The sequence below is a fragment of the Spirosoma lacussanchae genome, assembly GCF_005870035.1.
GTDB classification, from domain to species: Bacteria; Bacteroidota; Bacteroidia; order Cytophagales; family Spirosomataceae; genus Spirosoma; species Spirosoma lacussanchae.
In genome coordinates this window covers 130,596-151,286 of the sequence record NZ_SWJG01000005.1, presented here as the reverse complement: position 1 = coordinate 151,286, position 20,691 = coordinate 130,596, and the positions used below count along the sequence as shown (strand labels likewise).

Annotated in this window: 8 protein-coding genes; 2 read left to right on the top strand and 6 right to left on the bottom strand. The window is 58.3% G+C overall.

The window, feature by feature from the left end:
• Window positions 1–121: 121 nt before the first annotated feature.
• The gene (locus FBR45_RS18535; RefSeq protein WP_138505021.1) at window positions 122–1,474 is read right to left on the bottom strand and encodes a sugar porter family MFS transporter; all 1,353 of its coding nucleotides are present in this window, start codon (window positions 1,472–1,474) and stop codon (window positions 122–124) included.
• A gap of 102 nt (window positions 1,475–1,576) precedes the next feature.
• Between FBR45_RS18535 and FBR45_RS18530 the strand changes: the two genes are divergently transcribed.
• Window positions 1,577–2,452 carry an AraC family transcriptional regulator gene (locus tag FBR45_RS18530; RefSeq protein ID WP_138505019.1) on the top strand — a complete coding sequence of 292 codons (876 nt, stop codon included), beginning with the start codon at window positions 1,577–1,579 and terminating at the stop codon, window positions 2,450–2,452.
• 123 nt (window positions 2,453–2,575) lie between these two features.
• Here the strand turns inward: FBR45_RS18530 and FBR45_RS18525 are convergent, their stop codons facing one another.
• From FBR45_RS18525 to FBR45_RS18505, 5 genes are all read right to left on the bottom strand, one after another.
• On the bottom strand, window positions 2,576–5,905 hold the full coding sequence (locus FBR45_RS18525; protein WP_212748636.1) for a DUF5107 domain-containing protein: 3,330 nt from the start codon (window positions 5,903–5,905) through the stop codon (window positions 2,576–2,578).
• Between the two features lie 135 nt (window positions 5,906–6,040).
• Window positions 6,041–9,463 (bottom strand): VCBS repeat-containing protein, encoded by a 3,423-nt coding sequence (locus FBR45_RS18520; protein ID WP_138505015.1) that lies wholly within the window; start codon window positions 9,461–9,463, stop codon window positions 6,041–6,043.
• Between the two features lie 8 nt (window positions 9,464–9,471).
• Window positions 9,472–11,058 (bottom strand): glycoside hydrolase, encoded by a 1,587-nt coding sequence (locus tag FBR45_RS18515; RefSeq protein WP_138505013.1) that lies wholly within the window; start codon window positions 11,056–11,058, stop codon window positions 9,472–9,474.
• Window positions 11,059–11,146: 88 nt separating this feature from the next.
• Window positions 11,147–12,736: a RagB/SusD family nutrient uptake outer membrane protein gene (locus tag FBR45_RS18510; RefSeq protein WP_171044919.1), complete on the bottom strand. Its 1,590-nt coding sequence runs from the start codon at window positions 12,734–12,736 to the stop codon at window positions 11,147–11,149.
• Between the two features lie 30 nt (window positions 12,737–12,766).
• Window positions 12,767–15,916: a SusC/RagA family TonB-linked outer membrane protein gene (locus FBR45_RS18505; RefSeq protein ID WP_138505009.1), complete on the bottom strand. Its 3,150-nt coding sequence runs from the start codon at window positions 15,914–15,916 to the stop codon at window positions 12,767–12,769.
• 542 nt (window positions 15,917–16,458) lie between these two features.
• Between FBR45_RS18505 and FBR45_RS18500 the strand changes: the two genes are divergently transcribed.
• Window positions 16,459–20,685, top strand: coding sequence for a hybrid sensor histidine kinase/response regulator transcription factor (locus FBR45_RS18500; RefSeq protein ID WP_138505007.1), 4,227 nt, complete (start codon window positions 16,459–16,461; stop codon window positions 20,683–20,685).
• Window positions 20,686–20,691: the final 6 nt, after the last annotated feature.

Genomic DNA, 20,691 nt, shown 5'->3' with positions numbered 1-20,691 from the left:
ACAAGCATCGAAATGAGTACCACATGAGTATGCCACGCCCGGCGCTTCCCGGCGGGTCGTGCCGTTCGGCCCGGATCACGTTACAGAACGGGCGATACAGCGGAGCGCTGGCGGATCGGAGTCAGTGGGGCCGGAACACGTCTTCCATCTCTTCCAGCGTTTTACCCTTGGTTTCGCGAACATTACGCAATACGAACACAAAGCCGATCAGGCAGATGGCCGCATAGAGCCAAAACGGGCCGTACGTACCCAGTGTCTCGGCCAGGATAGGGAAGGTAAACACCAGCACGAAGTAGGACCCCCAGAGGGCCAGAATAGCTACCGACGAGGCCAGCCCCCGAACCCGATTCGGGAATATCTCGGAAATCAGCACCCAGGTTACGGGAGCCAGCGATGTGGCGTAGGTGGCAATGGCCAGCAGCACGAATACTGACAGCAGCCCCGCCGTTGCGCCGTTCTGCAGCAGCATCGCAATGACGACGTACAGCACCGTTAGCCCAATGGCGCCGGTCAGCATCAACGGCTTGCGCCCCAGTCGGTCGACCTGCCACATGGCTACGACGGTAAAAACCAGGTTTACCAACCCGATTGCTACCGTCTCGAATAACTGCCGGTCCAGGTTGGCCCCCACGGTTTCGAAGATGGTAGATGTATAGTTGAATACCACATTGATGCCGCATAGCTGCTGAAAGATAGCCAGGCCGATACCGACCCCCACCGCCGACCGGATACCAGGTTCGAGCAGGGTCGACAGGGATACGTTGGTCTGCCCGGCCGGAGCACTGTTGACATCAGCAACGGTTTTATCGGCGAAGACCGGGCCACCAATGCGCTGAAGGATAGCCGTACCCCGCGCGGTGTGGCCATTCTGCAACAGCCAGCGCGGACTCTCGGGCAGCCAGATTACCCCCACCAGAAACGCCACTGAGGGCACAGCCCCCAGACCGAACATCCAGCGCCAGGCATCGGGCCCATTGTCGGCCAGGGCGTAGTTGACCAGGTTAGTGATCAGGATGCCGATTACGATCGTCAGCTGGTTGATGGCCACGTTGCGCCCCCGAATTTCAGCGGGCGAGACCTCGGCTATGTAGAGCGGACTGAGCATGGACGCCATCCCGACGCCGATACCAGCTACAAACCGGGCCAACATAAAGATAGATAAACTGCTGGAAAGCGCCATCCAAACCGACGAAGCCGCAAAGATTCCCGCAGCTACCATCAGGGCCGGTCGGCGACCGTACTGATCGGCCAGTTTTCCGGCCACGACGCAGCCGACCATACAGCCCAGCGCCAGCGAGCCGGTCATGAACCCTTCCCACCAGGCGTTTAGCCCAAAAATGCCTCTCAGCAGCGGCAGAGCGCCTGAAATGACGGCAAAATCGAACCCAAACAGATACCCGCCCAAGGCCGAAATAAACGAGATCCCGAGTGAATAGTGCGTCTTTGCTGAAGAGGTCGTAAGGGCTGCGTTCATAAACTATTCAATTATAAAGTAGCAAAAATACCAGTTCATATTGTACTTTTACATAGTCATTCTTACGAAATAGATGGACAAAATTACTGTACGTATTCAATCATGCTCAAAAAACAGGAAGGTTTCACCGGCCAGCGCAGTGCCAGTTTACCCGTCGACGTACTGACCCAGATGGCCGCTCACCCGCTCTGCGAATCGCTGTACATCACCGACATAGGCTACTACCCGAAGGCTGCGTTTCACGACCGCGAACGGCGCAGCGGCTGCCCGCAGCATATCCTGATTTATTGCGTGCAGGGCGAAGGCTGGTGCCGGACTGGCGCCAGCAAATACGCCGTTACTGCCAATCAGTTTTTCATTCTGCCTGCCGATATATCCCACGCCTACGGAGCCGATCAGCTTAACCCCTGGACTATTTACTGGATTCATTTTACCGGCACCCGATCGGCCCATTTTCTGACCTTCCTGCAACAGGAGCCAGGGCCGGTTACCGTACTGGCCCGCGACGAGCGGTTTTCGCTGTTCGAAGACATCATCGCCCACGTAGAAATGTCGTTCAACGAAGACAGTCTGGTCTATGCCAACAACAGCCTGGCCCATTTTCTGACCACCTTCAAAACCTCGGTCTACAACCCCGACCAGGACGCTTCGGCCAGCCAGGACCCCGTTAGCCGGACCATTACCTACATGAAGCAGCACCTGAGCCAGAGCCTCACCCTCGATGAGCTGGCTGGGGTAGCCAATATGTCGGCCTCGCATTACTCGGCCCTGTTCCGCCAGAAAGTCCAGAGCGCCCCCATCAACTTCTTCACCTACCTCAAAATGCAGAAAGCCTGTCAGCTGCTGAAGTACAGCCACCTGCGCATCAAGGAAGTAGCCTATCAGGTCGGCTACAGTGACCCTTACCACTTCAGCCGGGTGTTTACGGGAGTTATGGGCATCCCCCCCCGCGATTTCCGCCGAAAAGAAACGACCTAGCGGGCAGCTGACCACCAGTCGTCCCCGATCAGGTGTAAACAAAACTGACAGCCATGCCTGCTCCGATGGAAGCGATAGGCTGGCTGCCAGTCTACAATCAGCTATGATGGGCAACTAACGAATTTACAAGACAGAGACAGCGGACGGCTGGCCTACCCCTTTCCGGTGGAGGGCCGCGCCCTGGTGGTTCCGGTCGAGTTGCAGTACCCGATCGAAGGCATCCAGCGCCTGCTGCGCGTAAGCGCTCCCCAGCCCCAGATAACCCAGTCCGATGAGGTAGTAGCAGTGAATCCGGTTGCGCTCGTTCAGGTCAGCATCGAACACCAGCAGGTCGGGTAGCGAGACGGCAAAGTAATCGAGCCGTATGGTGTCGTTGAGGTGAGCCTCACCAAACTGAATCAACCGCCGAAACAGCCGCTCGGCCCGCTCGGGCTGGTTCAGCGCGCTCCAGGCCAGTCCCTGATAAAAAATAGTGTCGGGCTGGGGGTCGTTGTAAAAAACAGCCTGCACCGGCTCGCTCAGCCCCTGGGTTGCCCGTTCAAAATACGACTGAGCCCGCTGCGAATCATGCAGTCCCTGATAGGCCCGCCCTTTCAGATAAAAAATATCGTTCTCTGGCACGCCGTACAGTTTTCCTTCACCCAGGTTGGGCGGGTAGGTTTCGGCGGCCGTCAGCAGGGTCAGCGCCTGCTCGTAGTGACCAGCCTGCAGCGCCTGTTTAGCCAGTTCGATATGACAGATCAGGTACTGCCGAACAACTTTACCTTCTCCCCCCTCCCACGGATGAAACTGACGACTGGCGAGTAGGGTCCGGGCTTTTTCGTGCTGCCCCAGCTGGTTGTACAGCGTAACCCGCTCCAGATACAGGTCGTCGCGCTGTTCTGTCTGAGGCAGATGCTGCTCCAGCAACGCCAGCCGCCGGTTATGCGGCACCTGCTGCTTCCGGTAAAGTTGATCCAGCTCCATCAGCACGCGCGCGTCGGCTGGGTCGAGCGCAAAGGCCTTTTCCAGCACCTGAAGGGCCTTTTCCGGATTTTGCCGTTTGTTATGATAAGCCAGCGACAGGTTCCGGAAAACCGTGGGAAAGGCTGGATTCAGCGTTGCGGCCTGCTCCCAGTGGGCAATGGCGTTGTTATACTGCCGGTTGGCATACCAGAAGTTTCCGAGGTAATAGTGGGCAAAGGCATCGGTCGGCTGCTGCTCAACGGCCCAGGTCAGCACCACAAGCTCTTCGAGCCGGTTCGGAAAAACAAAGTTTGGACTCGCCTGTGCGCCCTGCTGCAGCCAGTCGGCTACGGCGTCGGTCTGTCCCTGCTGCGCCCGGCAGTAGGCCAGGAAGTAATAAACCAGGGCGTACGTTGGCCGGTTGTTCTGAACGGCTTCCATCAATAACCCAATGGCTTCGTCATACAGCCCGGCGCGCATATAGTCGATGGCGTATTCCAGGTAATTGTGTACATACTGCCGCATCCGTGCGTTCAGGCCGGACCCGTCTGTTTGTCCAAGCAGCACCTGTTCATACCCGCACCCGAAGTTGAACGCATCCAGCTGCAGGGCGTCGGCGTTGGCCTGCCGGGCCTCGTTCAGCCGGTTCAGTTTCCGGAGCAGAGCCGCCTTCAGATGCCGCGCCTGGTGACCGTGTCCGTTGCGGATCAGCGACTTATCAACCAGCTCGAGCGCCTGCCGGTACTGCTTCCGGTGGGTGGCTATACGGGCCAGTTCGAGGTAGCTAGTATCCTGCCAGGCGCCGTTCCAGGTTGCCTTGAAAAAAGCGTCATACGCTTCGTCGGGTCGGTTCAGCATGAGCAGACACAGGCCCAGGTTGTAGTACGGTTCGCCGTCGTACGGGTTGGGGTTGCGCTGCGTCAGGGTCTGCACCGCCCGGCGGAAGTACGGCTCGGCCTGCGAAAACTGCCCGCGTTTATAATTCCAGAGCCCCATCGCGTTGTTACAGCGCACATCGGCAGCATCCCGGCGCAGGGCTTCTTCGTAATAGTCGGTGGCTGTGTAGGTGGCATGCCGATACTGCTCAATGTGCAGACCGGTCAGGTACAGCTGCTCATTACTGTCGATCTCCTGCGGTTGTCGGGCGGCTTCGGCCGGTTTGGGAATCTCGTTCTCGACGGGCGCGTCGGGCTGGTACGCAACCAGTTCGGTGCCGTCGGCGGTTTCCAGGCTCAGCCGGAGGGTTTCCGGCTGATTAACGGACAGGGCCAGCGTATGCAGGAAAGGCCGCTCGGGCGATATGGTTACGGTATGTTCAAAAACCGGCGCTCCTTCCTGCGTTAGCCGGACAACAGCGTCGGGATACAAAGCCGTAGCGTAGGCTTTCAGATAGACGTTGCCCGCTTCAATCTCGAGGTTGATGGCGGCTTCCCGGGTGGCGTTTTTGACGAGACCGATTTCGCTGTAGGGCATAAAATACTGCGTAAACCGCCGTTCTTCGTTCGGCATGATCCACGAGAAATCAGGCTGGTTATCGGTATACACCCCGGTCATCAGCTCGATATACGGACCATCGGTATCGGTCAGGTTACGATCCCAGGCGTAGCCGAACTCACCGTTACCCCAGGTCCACTGCTTTTTGCCGGGCGATACGTGATGGTCGGCCACGTGGAGCAGGCCGCCCCGGCTGTCGTGCTCGTAGCCACCCATGAAGTTGTATTTCGAGGCAATAGCCATGTACGACGTCGGTACGGGAATGGTAACGTAGCGGGATATATCGGTGCCCGGCGCATAATCGACTTTGTAATAGGTGCCTTTCGCAATCGGGAAAGCCGACACATCGCGTTTGCCATGATCGAAAACAGCATACACATCGGGCGGAAATACCGATTGATAGTGTTCGTTGACGCGTACGGCCGGATTGGCCCACCATAAAAAAGTCTGTGGTACCGGGGTTCGGTTGTACAACACCCCGCGAATTTCGAGGTACGCCTGATCAGGATATAGGGTAAAACCGGCCATCCCCTTGGTGCGGAACATACGCTCTACTTCACTCACCCAAACCGTTTTGGCGCCGTCGGGCTGCTCTTCTATGCTGAAGTCGACCGGTTCAAAGGTGCTGGGCCGGTGGTGCTGCGGCCAGTTGAACTCGATACCGCCCGAAATCCAGGGGCCAGTCAGGCCCACCAGCGCCGGTTTAATGACACTGTTATAATAGACGAAATGCCGTTGTTTAACCTTATCGTACGCCATCTGAATGCGCCCGCCCAGCTCGGGCAGGATCATGATTTTGAGGTACGCATTTTCCAGATAAACCGCCTGATAGGTCTTGTCGACCGGGGTATCGGCAATGGTTTCGATCACGGCATGCGGATAAACGACGCCACTGCTGCCCTGATAGACTCGTTTCTCCAGAAACATAGGGTTTTTCTCAGGCGCCCCTACTTCATACGTGGGAATGGATACCGGCTCTTCCCAGGCCCTTACTGCTTGACCATCCGTAGTCATACTTGCCATTTTTTCAGGTACTGAATGAAGGTCAAAATTCAGCAATAGTGGCTGGTTACAAAATGGATAAATTGAAAGAAAGATGGAGAATATTATGATTTTACTGACCGTAGCCGGGCCGACCTGCTGCTCCCCTTAGGGCCGAACCCGAAGAACGCGCAGCCGGTCGTTGTTGGTAGCCACCAGTACCGCCTGCTGGCCACGCATCTGAACCAGTTTCAGGTCGGTCACCTCGCCCGGCAGTCGGAGACCACTGCGCCGGGCCGATACAGCCGCGTACCGGCCCCGCCCCTGCCCAGCCAGCAACAGCCCATACAAAGCATCCTGCTGCCCCTGGGTTACCTCCGTCTGGTAATCGTTACCCGCCAGCAACACATCCGGAATCTGATCAGCGGTCAGGTCGGCTACCAGCAGGGCGTTAACGGGTGCCCACTGGGCCTCGTCGGGTAGCGGATGGAACGTAAACCGTCCGTTGCCGCGGTTCTCGAAATAGCCCGTCCGGGTTTCTTCGCAACGCAGTACCCGCGCCCGCATACGCATGGATTCGGGAAGGATGGTCTCCAGCGAAGCCATCGCATAGCTGCTGTTGTCGGGGAAACGCTGCCGGATGGCGGGCATGTGGGCGGCCCATTGATTTCGGGTGAGGGCCGAACTAAGGGTATACGCGCCGTTGCTGTGGCGGATGTAGTGGCAGAGGATTGGGTCTATGGTCCCGTTATCGTCATAGTCCGCGGCATAGAGCCAGGCTGGTTGCCGGGCCGTCACATGGAGCGAGTGATTGAGCCCCATATTCCCGGCCAGGATATCCGCATCGCCATCCCCATCCAGGTCGGCAGCGGCCAGCCGACGCCAGAAGCCCGCACTGGCGGCTAGTCCGTTTCTGCCCGCGCCCGTATCCTGAAAGGTCCCCTGTTGCGTTTGCACCAATACCCGAACCGGCATCCACTCTCCCGCCAGGACGAGGTCGGGGCGGTGGTCCTGGTTCGTATCGGTCCAGACCGCCGACGTAACCATACCGGGCGCGACCAGCGCAGGGGCCAGCCGGGCCGTAACGTCTTCAAAACGGGCCGACTGACCTGCCAGGCCGGTATTTCGCAGCAGATAACTGCGGGGCGCTTCGGGATAGCGGGTTGGTACAATACGCCCCCCCAGAAACAGGTCTGTTTTTCCATCAGCGTCGAAATCGGCAGCTACCGCACAACCCGCACTAACGCGCACACTAGCCGGAAAAGCCGTAGAATCCAGTACGAACCGGGGTGACCGGAGCGAACCCGTATTCCGGTACAGCCGGGGTTTATAATGCGGAGAGTCGGGGGCGAATTCTACGCTGCCACTCGTCACGAGCAGATCGAGGTCGGTATCGCCGTCAGCGTCCAGAAACAGGCAGTCGGTATCTTCTTCGAGCTTCAATCCGGTTAGCAATGGCTGTAACGCAAAGCGACCATCGGACCGCTGAATGCCCAGCTGACCCACCTGCCGAAAAGCGCCCCCCACATAAAAATCGGTACGCCCGTCAGCATTGAGATCGGCGGTGGCCAGATAGGGGCCGGGCTGCGAGTACCGGCGGGGCAGCAGTCGCTGAAACGAGTAGTCGTTAAAGAAAGTCTCCTGGTGCCGGTACCCCACGCCCAACTGGTCGGTCACGTCGGTCAGCCAGGGTACAGCAGGCTCCAGACCGGCAGGTGGCCGGGCGGTTGCACTGGCCTGCCGGAGGGTATATACGCTGTCGGCGCGCAGGTAGCGAAGGGTCTGCTGCCGATCGTCGGGCCAGGTAACGACCAGCGAGTCGAGCTGAGTAGCGCGGCCCAGCCCGATGTGCAGCCGATCGTCGACCGTCGACAGAAAGCCCCGTACAGGATGTTGCTCCAGCGTTTGCAGTTGCCCGCCCACATAGGCCCGCACCGTAGCGCCGATGCCCTGCCGGTTGGGGTGCTGCCCCTCGAGCCTCAGCGTAATGGCGTGCGCATCGGCCGGCGGGGCTGTATTCTCCAGGATAGACGCCGGTTTGTTGAGCGTGCTGACAATCAGGTCCAGATCGCCGTCATTATCGAGGTCGGCATAAGCGGCTCCGTTCGACAGGGCCGGTTCGGCACCGCGTATCCGGTCCGATTCGTCGTCGAACCGGGGCGTACTGCCGCCCGCTGCTCCGCGGTTGCGGTAGAAATGATTGGGCAGCGGCACCTCGCCCAGTTCGGCCAGTCGTTGCCGGACGGCCCGCTGTCGCCCCATAGCACCCGTCTGCGGATCGTCGGGGATGTCGGCGCGGTACTGTACAAAATCGGCGTTGATCAGGTCACGGCCCATACCGCTGGTAATGTAAACGTCTTTGGCGCCGTCGTTATCGAAGTCGGCCAGCAGTACGCTCCAGCTCCAATCCGTTTCGGCAACGCCCGCCAGTTGCCCCACTTCCGCAAAAAGCGGCACCTGCTTTCGGGCCTGGTTTTGGGCGCCTATGTTCAGCTGGAGCATATTACGCATGAATTCAGGCGCGTATCCGGCCCGCCGTTCCAGCTCGTGACGCTCGAAACTCAGAAACGAGAACATCATTTTTTTGCGCTCATTGGTAGCCGGCATCATATCGAGCGTGACCAGATCCGGCCGACCGTCGTTGTTAAGATCGGCGGCATCGGTGCCCATAGTCGAGTAGCTCTGATGGCGCAGGCTGGTCGGGGCCGTATTGGAGAACGTGCCGTCCTGGTTGTTGAGCCATAGGAAATCATTGCCGAGGTAGTCATTACCGATGTACAGATCGGGCCAGCCGTCCTGGTTGAGGTCGGTTACCACGATGCCAAGCCCGTAGCCCCCGCCCTGTATCCCCGCCCGGACCGATACGTCCCGAAATACCGGATGGGCACCACCCCGGGCAAGAGTGCCCGGAGCCGTCCCTTCGTTACGGAATAGCCGGTCGGCCGAGGGGTCGGCGGGGTCGATGGTGTTGGGGCGGATGTCGTTCGGGTTTTCGGCCCCGGTTTTATGCCGCAGCAGGTACATGTCCAGATCCCCGTCTTTGTCGTAGTCCAGAAAAGCGGCCTGGGTCGAAAAGCCCGAGTCGGCCAGCCCATAGGCCACAGCCGACTCGGTAAAAGTAGGTACACCGCCGGGTTCGATCCGGCCATTATTGACAAAAAGAAGGTTGTGATGGGTTTGGTCAGCACCGGCTGTGCAGACATACAGATCGGGCCAGCCGTCCTGGTTGATATCGGTCACGCTAACCCCGGTACACCAGCTGCGGGTTTGCAGTCCAGCCCGCTTCGTCACCTCCTCGAACCGGAAGCCCCCCCGGTTCAGATACAGCTGGCTGCTGACCTGATTGCCGGTAAAGAACAGATCGGGTAAGCCGTCGCGGTTGAAATCACCGACGCCCACGCCCCCGCCCATGTAGGTGTATTCGTTCACCACCAGATTCACCGAATCGGTTTCGGTAATCTGATTGGCAAAGTGAACCCCCGTTTTAGCGGGCGACAACACCACGAACCGGCTGGCGGTGTCCGAATCCGGCGCGCACCCGCTGCTGAAGCCGACCAGCACATACAGCCACGAAAACCAGCCAGTACGCATACCGTTGCTTAGTTATACGTGCCGACCAGGGTCATTATGGATTTAGGCTCCATCTGAATCACATCGGCAGCAGCGGTGGCGCGGGCCAGGCTTTTGACCTGACTGGTGGTATAGGTCGTAAACCGGTTGTTCGCTACCGACAGGCCCGAGAGCGGCAGCGACACCGCCTGATCGCTCATGTTGACGGCAACCAGCACAATTTTCCGGCTGGTTTCGTCTTTATAGGCCGATAACATGTAGCTACCCGCCTGCGCAACCGGATCCGGGTTGTTTTCGATCTGCACATTCACCCGCTTCATACCCGGCCGGATAAACCGCGCATAGTTGCCGAAAGCCCACAGCTGCTTCGAATCGATGACCTGGCCCGACTCGCGCGCGTTGTTATGATCTTTATACTGACCGTCGAGGCCGTTGATGTAGACCAGCCCGTCGCTGTAATCGTAGGGGTTGATAGCCAGCCACCACTGCCACGACGTTACGTTGGCAACCGCCAGATCATTATGAATAACCTTGGCTACGTACAGGCCATAATCGATACCAGTATTACGTGGATAGCCATTGTACTTCCCGCAGATATCGCCCAGAATGCCGAACTCACTCTGCCAGAGTGCCGTGTTCCCGGCAGCCCGGGCGGCCTGTACCGCTGTTTGGCGGCTGTTGACCAGATTGGCGTCGTCGCAGGTGCTGAAATAGCTGTGATAGGCCAGTACTCGCTCGGTTTTGGGCAGGTTCGCCAGCGACGGGCCGCTGGTGCCGAACAGCTGCACCAGCTGATTGCCCCGACCCGACTCGGCCCGCTGGTAGAGGTAGTCGATCTGACCAGCTTCGCCCGTTACAATGGTTGTTTTGCTTCCCGTCGCGACCAGTTTGTCAGACAGGGCCTTGCTGACGGCCAGCAGCTCGCTGTTCTGTGCGGGCGACCCCTCCTGCGAGGCCTTGCCGTCGTTGCCTGCTTTCCAATCCCACTGCGGTTCGTTAATTGGGCTGAGGTAGGTGAACTCAAAATGCCGGCAGACCTCCACCAGAAAATCAGCGAAGTCGGCCATACGGTCGGCTTTCAGGTTCAGCGAACCTCCGCCGGGCGAAAAAGCTTTTCCGTTCACAGTCATGTGAACGGGCGGTGAGATGCTGAACCCGAGCGTATACGGTACTCCACGCTGCCGGGCCGCCTTCAGAAACCACTGGCTACCGGCCTGTTTGCTCCAGTCGTACTGGCCCTGCGCGTTCTGAAAACATTCTTCCCGGCGCCATTCGTCGGTAATGTTGCTGGCGGCTCCCTGCTCGAAGCTCCCGGCTCCGATGTTCATACGCCATAGCGACAGCCCGATTCCTTTGGGTTGCCCACTGGGAAGCGTATCGAGGCTGAACAGCAGGTCAGCAATCTGGTTTTTTTTGGCTTCGTCGGCCCATTTACCGATAAATTTCGCCGACCAGCAATCCGACGCGCCAAAGCTGTGGATGGTCTGAAACTCACTGTTGAGCGCAATAACGGCCTTTTTGGCGGGCTCCGGCTGGGCAGGCGGCAAAGCCGGTACAACGCCCCCTTTGGAACATGATAGTAGCAGAGCCGATGTATAGATAAGCAGTTTGTTCATTAGGTTACGATCGTCACAGACAGATCAGAGAAAAGATAAAAACCGGGCAGATGAGCGCTGTCAGCCATCACCTGCCCGGCCTTACTGGTTAATAGCCCGGATTCTGAGTCACCACTCCGTTTGATGCGTTGACCTCGCGCGCCGGAATGGGCAGCAACTCGTTCACGCCTTCTCTGAACAGAGTGCCTTTATTCTGGGGCTCGGTATTGGTAGCCGTTTCGAACGGGTCTTTGCTGGTAGCGTTGTAGCGCACAAAGCTGCCGTTGGGGCCCAGTACCGACGTAATCAGCAGTTTCCCGTTTTTCCGCACCCGACGCAGGTCATCCCAGCGGAAGCTCAGCTCACCCGCCAGTTCGAGCCGCCGTTCGGCGATGACAGCATCGGTCAGGGCGTCGCCCGAGAGACCGGTTCTGACGGGTAGTTTCGCCCGTCGACGAACAGCGTTCAGGGCGTCGAGGGCCTGGGCAGCTTTCCCCTGCCGGGCCGACGCTTCGGCGTAGATCAGCATCACCTCACCGTAGCGGATAAAGATATACGGTACCGGTACCCAGACGGACTGGTAGCTCTGGTTCGGCACAATCCGTTTGCCCCGCGGCACGTAGAACTTACGCCATATCCGACCCGACTTGTTGCCGCTCGGCCGGGCGTCGAAGATACCCGTTCCCGAAGCGGCCGGATCGCCCCATACCCGCTGTCCGTGTTTGATGATGGTACGGGTCAGCCGAACCGTGTCGTTTTCGGCCAGGAAAGCACTCTCCAGGTTGCTGCTGGGTACGTTCCAGCCCCAGCCGCCGTCATTGCGGGAGCCCGCCGTAACGCCCCGTACGTTGCCGTTAAGTACGCTGGAGCTGATCTCGAAGATCGACTCGGGACCGTTGTAATAATTGGCCTGAAAGATGTTGCCAAACTCCGGCTCCAGCGAGTACTCGTTGAGATCCATCAGCTGTTTGGCCACCTGCTCGGCTACGTCGTATTTCTCGGCCCACAAGGCCGCCTTAGCCAGAAACGCCAGCGCGGCCCCTTTCGAGGCCCGGCTTTTGTCGAGCCCGGTATAATCTTTACGCTGGGGCAGATCCTGGGCCGCTTCCTGAAAATCTTTCATGATCTGCTCATAAACCTGTGCTTTGGGCGTACGGGCTACCGGCGTATCATTGGCCGTTCGGGGAACGGTATACAGCGGCACATCACCCCAGTTCTTGACCAGTTCGAAGTAGAACCAGCCGCGCAGAAACTTCATTTCGGCCACCAGCCGTTTCCGCAGCGCGTCATTGACGGGCGCCGTAGCCACCCGCTCGATACCCACATTGGCCCGCTGCACGCCAAAGTAATTGAAGGTCCAGTAGTTTTCGGTGTTACCATCGTTCGGACTCAGTCCCTGAAAGTGGGCCACGGGCAAATCGCCCGCGGCATTGCCCCACTGGTCCGTATTTCCCAGCCAGCCATCGTCCGTGGCCGATTCGAAGACCATCCGCCGGAATTGCACCTGCCACCAGTCGTCCCAGTTCAGGGCGCTGTAGCAGGAATTTACGTAGTTGACGGTACCCTCCGGCGTGTCGAACACCTTCAGGTTCTCGACGGTCTGGATACCGTTGAGGGGTAGATCGGTAAAACTTTCTTTACAACCGATAGCGCTGAGCGACAGCGCAGCCGCTATGATTGACGTTTGAAAAAGCCGCATTGTATTCATATGGAGTTGCTGCGAAGACGGTTAGAAAGACAGGTTTAAACCAACCTGCAGGTTGCGGGATACTGGATACTGGGCGTGATCGATGCCGATGCCGAGCTGGGGCGTGGTGCCGTTGCCGCTGTTCGATTGCACCTCCGGGTTAACCCCTGTATAGTTGGTGATGGTGAACAGGTTCTGCGCGCCCACGTATACCCGGCAGGCCCGAATGCCTTTGATCAGGTTGTCGGGCAGGTTGTAGCCAAAGACGAAGTTACGCCCCCGAACGAACGAGCCTTTCTCGACGTAGTAGCTCGACGACTGAAAATTACCCGCCGTAGCGTTGGGGTTCGGGTTGGGCGCGTCCTGGTTGTCGGGCCGCCATACGTTGTTGTACGACCCCGCCTGTACGTTCGAGAAGTAATCGCCCAGGGTGAAGTAGCGCTTCACGGTATTGAACACGTCCTGCCCAAAGACGCCATACATGTCGGCCGTCAGGTCGAAGCGTTTGTAGCTCAGCCGCAGGTTGAAGTTAGCCGTCAGATCCGGGTAGGGGTTGCCGATGATGGTACGGTCGTCGCTGTTGATGACGCCATCGCCGTTCACGTCGGCAAAACGCAGATCACCGGGTTTGGCATCGGACTGGATGGGTCGTCCGTCGGGGCCCCGGTATGCATCCACTTCTTCCTGGTTCCGGAAAATACCATCGGCTTTGTAGCCATAGAAAGCGCCCAGAATACCACCGGCATAGGTGCGGGAGATGGTCCCAAAGCGCTCGGCTTCGCGGTAGTCGTTGCCACCGCCGTCGAGGTAGGCCAACGTACCGTACAGCTGACGTACCGTCGTTTTTACGTGGCTGAAGATCAGGCTGGCGTTATAGCCGAAGTCGCCCTTCTTGTCGCCGTAGTTGATGGTAGCCTCCCAGCCCCGGTTGCGCAGGGCCCCGGCGTTCAGCCACTGGCTGTTGCCCCAGCCGTACTGCGTGCCGTAGCTGAGCTGGATGGGCGCGTTGAGCAGGAGTTTGCGGGCGTTGTTGTCGAAATATTCGAGGTTGACGCTCACCTTGTTATCCAGCGCTGTAGCGTCGAGACCGATGCTGAAATCTTCGTCGACCTCCCACTGCAGGTTAGGATTGCCCGACAGCCAGGGCCCGGTGCTGTAAACGGTTGTGCCGCCAAACGCATAGGGCCAGTCGACCTTGGCAATGTCGTAGGTAGCCGTTGGCGGAATGGCGTTGCTGTTGCCGCGCTGCCCCCAGCGCACTTTCAGGAACAGGTCGTTGACCAGCTTGTTGTTTTTCAGGAAGCCCTCCTGGCTGAGCCGCCAGCCTACAGACGCCGACGGGAACAGCGCGTACTGGTTGGCGCGGGTAAACTTGGAGTTGCCGTCGCGCCGAACGTTACCCGTGAAGTAGTACTTATTGTCGTAGTTATACTCCAGCCGCCCCAGCAGCGACGAGATCGCTTCGCGCCGATTAATGTCCGTTGTACCGCCCCCCGTACCCGGATACTGCCGGTTGATCTGCTCCGGCGACCGGTCTGACACCAGGTTGTCGATGGAGTTGAAGAGCGGATCGTTCGTTCCCTGGGAGGAGTAGCGCGTAGCCGATCCGTAATAGCCATCGATGTACTGTGCCTCCTGACCGACCAGCGCCTTCAGGTTATGAATCCCGTTGAACGTGTTGGCGTAACCGAGGGTGTTGAACCACGACCAGGAATAATTGGTATTGAAGCTCGACGACGCGCTGACCAGGTTCGTGAAGTTCTGCGGATCGAGATAAAACTTGGGCGAGAAGTTCTGGTAGTTGTAGGTATCGACGTTCCCTCCCACTTTACTCGTAAAGGTGAAGCCTTTGGCCGGTTTGATTTCCAGGTAGGCGTTGCTCTGAATCCCATAAACGCGGTTCAGCCCCAGCTGCGCCCGTTTCATCTCCAGGTAATAGTTGACCGGGTTGTTGGAAGGGCGGGCGTACGGATATCCCCAGCCACTCCACTCCAGATCGTACTGGCTCCGGTCGGCTGCGGGAATATGATTCAGATCACCCCGCCGAACCGCCGTGGTTGGGTCGGTGCCGAGCAGACCCAGGAAATCCGATACGGCGTAGTTTTTCCAGTCTTCCAGCCGCGGGGCAAAGACAACGCCAAACTTCAGCCAGTCGGTTACACCAAAGTCGCCGTTGAAGCGGGCGTTGACCCGCTGCCAGTAGCCGAACTGCGCCTGCGACTCCTGCCGGAAGTAGCCCAGCGTGGCCGCGTAGGTGCTTTTGTTGCTACCACCGGTGTAGGAAATATTGGCATTGTACACCGGCGATGACGGCCGGATCACTGCTCCCCACCAGTCAGTGTTGTTGGTCAGACTCTGACCCGATGGCGCTGGGTTGAAAAAGCTGGGGTTCTTCAGCCGCTGAAACTGTACGTACTCGTCGGAGCTGGCCATCTGGTACGGACGCTGCAACTGCTGCGCCTGCACGTTTACATCGACATCGAGTCGGCCGGAGTTGATTTTACCCCGCTTGGTCGTGATTACGATAACGCCCCCCGAGGCTTTGGCCCCGTAGATAGCCGCTGCCGACGCATCTTTCAGTACGTCGAGGCTGGCAATGTCGTTCGGGTTGATGGAGTTTAGCCCCCCCGAGTAGATGGGCACCCCGTCTACCACCAGCAGCGGAGAGGTACCGCCCTGCAAAGACGACACCCCCCGGATATAAATCGTAGGCTGGGCACCGGGACCACCGCTGGGCGTCACCACGCGCACACCCGGCAGCTTACCCTGAATAGCGGTAGCCGCATTACCCGTTTTAAACTCGTTGATTTCCTGACCCGAAATCGATGCTACCGAGCTGACCAGGTCGCGCCGTTTAGTTTCGCCGTACCCAACAACCACGACCTCGTTCAGCATCTTGTTGTCTTCGGCCAGCGTCACCTCCAGCTGGGTTTGGTTGTTGACCGCTACTTCCTGCGTGGCATAGCCCAGGTAGCTGATCACGAGCCGGTCTTTCGCATCGGCCTGGAGACTGAAATCACCATCGGCGGTAGTTGTCGTGCCGCGCGATGTTCCTTTCACCAGTACGTTGACGCCGGGTATCCCTTTTCGGTCGGCGTCGATAATTCTGCCTCTGACAGTGAGCGCCTGAGCTACTGTTGTGACTACCACGCTCAGACACAATAAGCCGGTAAGAAGTAATTTGTTCATCATTGAATTTGGGAGAATACGACTGTTTATTGAGATGAGGTCGCAGGCTAAACACAGGAACCTGGCCAGGTATGACTACACCTTATGGTCAATTATTTACCAGAATGATGCAAATTGACCACATTGCGGGGGTTCCTGAAATAGTCATAGTTATGCAAATGATAGATGATTTTACGGTGCCCGGTCTGCCCTGAGACGAGCCTACCCGGCAGGCTCCCCACTGGTCTGCCGCCCGGCCGAACCAGCTTGTACGTAGCCAGAGCGAGCTGACCGTTCCTCACCAGTACCGGAGTGTCAGCCCCCTGTCTTCCAGACCCGATTTGGCTTGCCCGTTAAACACGGTGCAAACTTATATTGGCAAAACACAATAACAGGGGGCGTAAATGGCCAAAAAGAGGGGACAAACTGGCCAGATGCGGTTTGATTAGGCCGTACCCGCACGGAATCGGTGCAGAAACCTTTCGAAGAGACGGTTGTGATAATGTGGTAAAAAGTATGTATTTTTCACGTTGTATTCAGTACGGGCCGGTCTACTGATCAACGACATGAAACACTTTTTTCTCCTCTCGCTCCTCCTGATGATAGCCTTGCCAGCTATTCTCCGGGCGCAGGCCGACCCAAGTCAGTTTCGGTTCGAGCACCTGACGGTCAACGAGGGGCTATCGCACAGCGATGCCATGGCCGTTGTGCAGGACCGGGACGGCTTTATCTGGGTAGGCACTAATAAAGGCATCAATCGCTACGACGGCTACGAGCTGAAACCCTACCTGCTTCCTATCGACAACGACAATGGGTTATCTAACAACCGGGTCCGTACCCTGCACGTAAGTCGGCAGGGTACACTGTGGGCCGGTACTGAAGGCGGTGGCCTAAACGTATACAACCCCAACCAGGACCGCTTTGTCCGGTTGACGGGTACCCACCTGGGCGCAGCCGACCGGGCACTGCTCCAGACACTGACCCAAGCCGATATATCGACCATAGCGACCGACCAGCAGGGACAGGTTTGGGCCGGCACACGCTACCACGGCCTGTTTCTGCTCCGGGCAGACGCGCAGGGACAGTTGCAGTCGCTGAAGCGGGTTCAGCTGGCTATCGGCCCGGGCGCCCAGTGCGAGATTATGGATCTGGTAATTGATCGGTCGGGCAACGTCTGGATCGCCACCTTCAACGAAGGTCTTTTCCTGGCCGACGCCAGCGGGCCTACCCCATCGGCCCGGCGCGCAGCTTCGTATACCAATGCTCAGCTGCTGGCTCTCTCGCTCGACCGGCGGGGCGACCTCTGGATCGGCACCAGCAGCCGTATTATGTGGGTATCGGCCCGGCAACTACAGAACCGGCAGGTAGCCGATGCGCATATACTGCCCCCCACCTTCCGGAGTATCGATTACCTGTACCGCGATTCGTTCGACCGGCTTTGGGTCGGTACTGACTTCGGCCTGTCGGTGCTGCCGATCCGGACGGCAGACGGCCAGAAGCCCATCATTACGGGTAAACTGACAACGTATCTGCCGCTCGACAGCGATCCGAACAGCATCAACTCCGGGCGCGTTCACTGCATACTCGAAGACCGATTCCAGGTGCTGTGGCTGGCTGCGTCGGCCGGGGGGCTTAACAAGATCGACCTTCGGCAAAAACCCTTCGGCCACCTGCGCCGGCAAACGAGTCAGCAGCCAACCCTGCCCAACAACTACATCAACGCAGTTTACCACGAAGACGCCCGAAACCTGCTCTGGATTGCTACCCGAAACGGCTTCTCCAGTTACGACCTCAGCCAGAAAACCTACACCAATTATTTCAGCCGCCAGCTGCCCGGTAACGTGACCGGCATGGACGTTTCCTGCATCTTTCAGGCCTCAGACAGTACGCGCTGGTTCGGCACCCGCTACGACGGTATGATCTCGCTCCGCCGACGCAATGGCCGCGATGTGCTGACAACCTACCCCTACGACAGCGGGCCCTTCAAACACCTCGAAAGCATTCGGGAAGATCGGTACGGCACCCTCTGGATGGCGTCGTTTATTGGCGGTCTGATCCGGATGGACCGCAATGGGCGGGTACTGGCTACCTACACGCCCCGCAACAGCCCCCTCCCCACCGACCGGTTCACGTTTCTGCTTTACGACCACGCCACCAGCGTACTCTGGGCCAGCACCCGGGATGCGGGCGTGCTGAAGCTGCGGGTGCTGCCGGCCGGTTTCGAGTTGCTGCATCAGTTCAAACACGACGCCCGCAACCCAAACAGCCTAAGCGTTAACTATACCTGGCCACTCCACAAAGACCGCCGGGGTATAATCTGGGTGGGTACCATTGGCGGTGGGCTGCACCAGCTTATTCCGACATCTGGCGGCACCGAACAGGTCCGGCGCTGCGACAGCTGGCTACCCAACAGCGATGTAGAAAGCATTCTGGAAGATAACCAAGGACATTTATGGCTCGGCAGCGAAGGCCTGATCCGCGTCAATCCGCAAACCCGGCAGGTACTGCGGTACGACGTGGCCGATGGGGTGCAGAGTAACTCCTTCAAGATCGGAGCCGCCTGCAAAGCCAGCGATGAAACCCTCTATTTTGGTGGCATCAATGGCATCACCTACCTCAAACCCCGCTACATCCGGGCTAATCCATACCCGCCCATTGTTCGCATCACCAGCCTGGCGCTGGCCAACCGGCCCGTTACGGTGGGCGAAACGATTAACGGGCGGGTGCTGATTCAGAAACCACTGGACAAGCCCCAGTCTATTCAAATCAACGCCAGCGAAAACGATTTTTCGATCTCGTTTGTCGGACTCAACTTCGCCAATCCCAAAAAACACCACTACGCCTACCGGCTCGTCGGGTATAACGACACCTGGATTCGGCCAGCCCCCGGCCAGCGAACCGCCAGCTACGCCAACCTGCCCCCCGGCAGCTATACATTTCTGGTCAAAGCCGACAATGGCGAGGGCCGATGGGCCGATCAGCCGGCCAGTCTGCAACTGAGTATACTGCCACCCTGGTGGAAAAGCTGGTGGGCTTACCTGCTATATGGCACCCTGATTGGCGGAGGGCTGTTACTGGCCCGGCGCGTTGTCCTGCAACAGCAGGCGCTGAAAAACAAGGTCGCTTTCGAGCATTTTCAGTACGAAAAAGAAAAAGAACTCAGCGAATTGAAGCTGCGCTTTTTCACCAACGTTTCACACGAGCTGCGCACACCCCTGACGCTCATTCTGGGCCCGATGGAAGAGCTGGTCGCGTCGGCCTGGAAACTGAATGGCATGAAGGATAAGGTTCTTCTGATGCATCAGCAAACCCGCCGGCTGCTCTCGCTGATCAACCAGCTCCTCGACTTTCGTAAGATGGAGTCGCAGCAGATTCCGCTCCAGGCGGCCCGCGAGGATGTGGTTCCGTTTTTGACCGAACTGTTCCTGATGTTCCGGCTGAAAGCCGACGAGCAGGGCATTAGATACAGCTTTCACCGGCCCGAAACCCCAATCTATCTGTACTTCGACCGCAGCAAGCTGGAGGTAGCCATTATCAATGTACTGTCCAATGCGCTGAAATACACCCCGGCAGGTAGGCGGGTAGAGCTGGCGGTAGGCGTTACCGGCCACTCGGACGAACCCGCCCGGTTCAGCAACGGTCAGCTCCAGACTAACTACCTGACCATTACCGTTCGGGATGAAGGAGTCGGGATGAAGCCCGATGAGTTACACCACGTTTTCGATGTGTATTACCAGGCGTCTCATACGGATACGATGCGGGTGATAGGTACCGGCATTGGCCTCTCGCTGGTCAGGCAGTTTATAGAACGACACGGGGGCGACGTAGCTATTACCAGCCAGCCTAACCAGGGCACCACCTTCACGATCCGCTTACCGTTCGGGGCCGATCACCTGCCTGAAACTGACCTGGCGACCGAACCCGTTACCACCGCCGAGAACGCTCCCGCCGAACCGGCTCAGGCCAGCGGTCATGTCGCTTCCGAGTCAATCGCGCCAGCGGGTACCCTGCGGTTGCTGGTCGTTGAAGATAACAATGAAGTACGGCAGTACCTGGCTCACCTGTTCGACTCCGACTTTGACGTATCTACCGCTGTTGATGGCCTCGACGGCTGGGAGCAGGCCATGCGGCTACTACCCGATGTCATCATCAGCGATATCATGATGCCGCGTAGCGATGGGCTGGAGTTTTGCAAAAAAATCAAGCAACACCCCCGAACCATGCACATTCCGGTTCTCCTGCTAACGGCGCGGGTGGCGGCTGTTCATGAACTCGAAGGGCTCGAAACCGGGGCCGACGAGTATGTTGGCAAGCCCTTTAACCCCGACCTGCTACTCGCCAAAGTGAATACGCTGGTCCAGAACCGGCTGAAACTTCGGCACTATTACCAGCAGCAACTGCTGCTCGAACCAACCGAACTGCTGATTCCGGATGCCGACAAAGTGTTCCTCGAAACGGCCATGAACCTGGTCGAGACCCACCTCACTGATGCCGATTTCTCGGTACAATGGCTGGTTCAGGAAATGGCCATGAGCCGGTCGGTCTTTTACCGCCGGATCAAAAGTATTACCGGTCAGTCGGCGGTTGAGTTTATCAACGCCATACGCATGAAACGCGCGGCCCAGCTGCTTATGTCAGGACAGCTGCGGGTATCGGAGGTATGCGCGCTGGTTGGGCTGGAAGACATCAAGTACTTCCGGAAAGCGTTTCAGCAGCTACACGGCCTCTCGCCCTCCGACTACGTCAGGAAGCACCGGCTCGACAAAGCGGTGCAGGAAGAAATAAGCGGCTGACGCCGG

Excerpts from the sequence above, each read along its gene's own strand:
- FBR45_RS18535 (WP_138505021.1), bottom strand. The coding sequence starts at position 1,474 with ATGAACGCAGCCCTTACGACCTCTTCAGCAAAGACGCACTATTCACTC.
- FBR45_RS18530 (WP_138505019.1), top strand. The coding sequence starts at position 1,577 with ATGCTCAAAAAACAGGAAGGTTTCACCGGCCAGCGCAGTGCCAGTTTA.
- FBR45_RS18525 (WP_212748636.1), bottom strand. The coding sequence starts at position 5,905 with ATGACTACGGATGGTCAAGCAGTAAGGGCCTGGGAAGAGCCGGTATCC.
- FBR45_RS18520 (WP_138505015.1), bottom strand. The coding sequence starts at position 9,463 with ATGCGTACTGGCTGGTTTTCGTGGCTGTATGTGCTGGTCGGCTTCAGC.
- FBR45_RS18515 (WP_138505013.1), bottom strand. The coding sequence starts at position 11,058 with ATGAACAAACTGCTTATCTATACATCGGCTCTGCTACTATCATGTTCC.
- FBR45_RS18510 (WP_171044919.1), bottom strand. The coding sequence starts at position 12,736 with ATGCGGCTTTTTCAAACGTCAATCATAGCGGCTGCGCTGTCGCTCAGC.
- FBR45_RS18505 (WP_138505009.1), bottom strand. The coding sequence starts at position 15,916 with ATGATGAACAAATTACTTCTTACCGGCTTATTGTGTCTGAGCGTGGTA.
- FBR45_RS18500 (WP_138505007.1), top strand. The coding sequence starts at position 16,459 with ATGAAACACTTTTTTCTCCTCTCGCTCCTCCTGATGATAGCCTTGCCA.